We start from the raw sequence: 3968 nt of genomic DNA, 5'->3' as shown, positions 1-3968 counted from the left end.
CACGGCGGTACCGAGGATGTTGAAGTGGGAATAATCCACGGGGTAATCCTTCTGGGAAGCAGAGGTGGTTTTGCCAAAAGGTTGGGGATAGAGCACTTCCTTGCCCCGTACGGAGGACTTACCTATCTCACAAAGGCCGGGGCACCCATCCAGACAGGTCACACACATCCCGCTAAAGGGACAATAGCTCTCACCGGTGCGCAGCCGGGTCAGAGTAGCTGCAGTAGCGTTAACACCTTTACTGAAACTCATTGTTCCATCCTCCTGAAAAACACGTTAAAATTAAAGTAAGTGGTTCTTTCTAAATGTTTCTCTCCAGTACCGGCTTCAATACTCAGTCAAGCCGGATTTTTTTTAGCCGCTTTTTCTGCTGCCCACTCAAACTTTTGAATACCACCCCCTTCTAATTTCTTCCACCGGGACGATCCCGGATTATTTCTCTCCCCAAAATCACGGTTGTCCCGTAACTAAAAATTGGTTAGATACTCATCAAGTTCCCACTGGTGCACCCGGGTCTGATAGCGCTCCCATTCCTCTTCCTTGGCTTCCAGGAATCGGGTGGTAATTTTTTCTCCCAGGGCGTTACGGATCACCTCATCAGCGGCCAGGGCCCGCAATGCGTCAACCAGGCTGCGGGGCAGACCGATGCGGCGGACCAGCTCTTTAACCGGCGCATGGTTTTGTGACAGGGGCGCCCCGGGTACGAGTCCTCGTTCAATGCCGTCCAGCCCGGCTGCCAGTGAAGCTGCCAGTGCCAGGTAGGGATTGGCAGTGGGGTCGGGACTGCGCAGGACTATACGGGTGCCTTCCCGCCGTTGGGCCGGCACGCGGAGCATGGTGCTGCGGTTTTCCTCCGACCAGGCTGCCAGCACAGGGGCCAGCTCCGTGGGTACAAGACGCTTGTAACTGTTTACCAGCGGGTTGGCAACGGCCGTCAGGGCCCCGGCATGGCAAATCAACCCGGCTATATAACGGCGGGCCAGTTCGCTCAACTGGTGTTCCCCTGTGGGGTCGTAAAAGGCGTTTTCCCCGTCCCGCCAGAGAAACTGGTGCAGGTGCATCCCGGAACCGTTACAGTGGTCCAGGGGGCGGGGCATAAAGGAAGCGTGCAGGCCGTGCCGCTGGGCAATGGTCCGCACCACAAATTTAAAGGTAGCAATGCTATCGGCCACAGTTAGAGCGTCATCTTCTTTAAGGAAGATTTCATGCTGTCCGGGCGCAATCTCGTGGTGGGAGGAAGAAACATCCAGACCCATCTCCTGGAGAGTGAGCACCATATCCCGGCGGGCATTTTCACCCAGGTCCACCGGTGTGAGGTCACAATACCCCGCCCGGTCGTGGGTGATAACCGTCGGTTTGCCCTGGGCATCGGTATGGAAAAGGAAGAACTCGATCTGCGCTCCCACCCGGAACTCAAGGTTCATCTCTTTCGCCCTGGCCAGCACACGCTTCAAAGCCGCCCGGGAACAGGCACCGTAAGGTTCACCCAGGGGTGTAAGCACATCGCAGATCAACCGGGCCACCGCCCCTTCACGGGGCCGCCAGGGGAAAATCACAAAAGTCGCCGGGTCGGGAAGCAGGTAAATGTCCGACTCACGGTTCTCAACGAAACCCTCGATCACCGAACTGTCAAACATCACCCGGCCTTCAAGCGCTCGTGGCAGTTCCTCCACGGTGATGGCTATATTTTTCAAGATACCGAAGATATCGGTAAACTGGAGGCGGATAAACTTGACATTATATGCCCGGGCTTTCTGGAGTACATCTTCGGTGGTCAGGGTGGACATGGGAGATCTCTCCTCATACAACTCGATGTTTATAAAACAAAAAACGTCCTGCTTCAGGCCCGTGTTTGCAAATCCAAACACGAGCCTGAACCAGGACGCCATTGCCCTGAAAGAACCGTACAGTAATGATTATAGCAGAATTAACCGGGATATCAAGATGTTCTCAATCAGAAATACTGTATACAGCTGCTCCGCTGCGGATCTGAAGAGACTGTCAAGGCCCGTTCTCCTTTTCCAGAACTCTGATAATCTCCCGGGCCACCCGGGCTAAAGGTACGCAGCGATCCATACTTATCTTCTGCAGGTATTTATAAGCCTGCCGTTCCGTCATCCCCTTTTTCTCCATAAGCAAACCCTTGGCCCTTTCAGTTATCTTGCGCTCCTCCAGGGCCTTACGCAGGCTGTCTATTTCCTTTTCCAGCCGCATGGCCCGTTCAAAAGAGGCCAGGGCTACTTCAACAACCGGCACCACCATTTCTTCCTGCAACGGCCTGGGAAGTACCCCGTAAACCCCGGGAGAACGTACCAGTTCGGCTACATCCTGCTGTTGGATATCAGCTGTAAGTACCACCGGGGCCACATGATGTTCTTCGATAATACCGGCCACATCCATCCCCTCGGTCCCCGGAAGGCGGTATTCCAGAATCACCAGTTCCGGGGTGGTCTGAAAAACCATCTGCAGCAAGGACCGGCCGTCCTGCGCCTCCCCAATCACCATGTAACCTGCATGCCGCAGGACCTCTTTGAGCCGGAAACGAAAATCCCTGTCGCTTTCTGCGATAACAATGCGGGTCCTGTACACCGGGATACACTCCATTTTCCGCGTCGCTGAATTACATTATAACATGTCGCTGTCAATACGGTGAACGCCCGCCAGGAAGCGTCCATTCAATTTACCACCTCTTTAAATGGCTTCCAAATTGCAGTAATTGTCATCCCAACTCAAAATTGAGCATATATTTTCTACCAAAAAGGATCCGGGGGGTAAGCATATTGAATAAGGGGAGACTGAAGAAAGTTTTCCCGGGAGGCAATACCTGCCGGGGATTTTACTCGTTTTACGATTACATCATTGAACCCGACGCCACACGTATTTTTGTCATCAAAGGCGGTCCCGGTGTCGGAAAGTCAACTTTCATGCGCAAGATTGGCGAAGAAATGCTGGAGCGTGGTTACGACGTAGAATTTCACTGCTGCTCTTCCGATAATGGTTCCCTGGACGGCGTGGTTATTCCGGCCATCAGAGTAGCGCTGCTTGACGGCACCGCCCCCCATGTAGTTGATCCCAAGAACCCGGGAGCGGTTGATGAAATCGTACACCTGGGGGATCACTGGAACGAAGAAGGCCTGCGGGCACATAAAAAAGAAATCCTGGCTTTAAACCAGGAGATAGCACGCTTATTCAAAAGGGCGTACAGCTACCTGGCCGCCGCCCACCTCTTCCTGGAAGAAGTCCGCAACCATTACCGGGAAACCGGTGCCTTTAACGCAGGTGTCTTTGACAAACTCGCGCTCGACCTGACCCACGAAATTTTTGCAGGGCAAACGCGCCAGACAGAAAACCCCAGGGCCCGCCACCTTTTTGCTACGGCCATCACTCCGGACGGAACGGTAAGCTACCTGGACACTATTGTTGGCCACCTGAAGAAACGTTACATCATCAATGGCGACGACGGTACGGGCAAGACCACCCTGGTCCGCCGGATTATGGACGCCGCTTTAATGCGCGGGTTCGACGTGGAAGCCTACCACTGCGCCCTGGACCCGTCCCGGATTGAACACCTCGTCATCCCCGGGCTGGACCTGGCGGTGGTCAACTCCGTGGAACCCCACTATTATAAACCTCAGAACGGCGACGTGGTCGTCGACACCATGACCTGTGTCAGGCCCGTGTCCGAACCGCTATGGCAGGCCGAAAGGGATACCGCCCGGGAAATGTACCGGCGCTGCATGGAAGAAGCCGTGGAGTTCATCAACCGCGCGAAAAAGGTCCACGACGAAATGGAAGCCTATTATATACCGAACATGAACTTCCACGACATCGAAGCCCGCAGGCAAAAGGTGTTGACCAGAATCCTGGAACTGGCTGAGGAGGTGAACGGGCAGCACGGATAAGGTAGCACTCAACCGAATCAATGATCCTTACTGGAATACCGGAAATTATGGAACCTATCCCGCAGA

3 protein-coding genes and 1 pseudogene are annotated in these 3968 nt (G+C 54.3%); 1 reads left to right on the top strand and 3 read right to left on the bottom strand.

The annotated features are described in order from the left end of the window. The 3 genes and pseudogenes from ACPLUI_RS12190 to ACPLUI_RS12180 form a co-directional block, all read right to left on the bottom strand. Positions 1–252, bottom strand: a pseudogene (locus tag ACPLUI_RS12190) (FMN-binding glutamate synthase family protein); the annotation flags it as partial. 215 nt (positions 253–467) lie between these two features. Further along, the gene (glnA, locus tag ACPLUI_RS12185; RefSeq protein ID WP_424660528.1) at positions 468–1787 is read right to left on the bottom strand and encodes a type I glutamate--ammonia ligase; all 1320 of its coding nucleotides are present in this window, start codon (positions 1785–1787) and stop codon (positions 468–470) included. 214 nt (positions 1788–2001) lie between these two features. Continuing rightward, complete coding sequence (locus ACPLUI_RS12180; protein ID WP_424660527.1) at positions 2002–2589, bottom strand: ANTAR domain-containing response regulator; 588 nt, start codon at positions 2587–2589, stop codon at positions 2002–2004. A gap of 191 nt (positions 2590–2780) precedes the next feature. On the opposite strand from ACPLUI_RS12180, the gene ACPLUI_RS12175 reads away from it, so the two are divergent. Next, entirely contained in the window at positions 2781–3902 is a 1122-nt protein-coding gene (locus ACPLUI_RS12175) for a PRK06851 family protein (RefSeq protein ID WP_424660526.1), read from the top strand. Positions 3903–3968 lie beyond the last annotated feature (66 nt).

Source organism: Desulfofundulus sp., from assembly GCF_049701015.1.
In the GTDB taxonomy this organism is placed as follows: Bacteria; Bacillota; Desulfotomaculia; order Desulfotomaculales; family Desulfovirgulaceae; genus Desulfofundulus.
The sequence above is the reverse complement of the archived record's forward strand: the minus strand, read 5'-3'. Positions and strand labels throughout refer to the sequence as shown.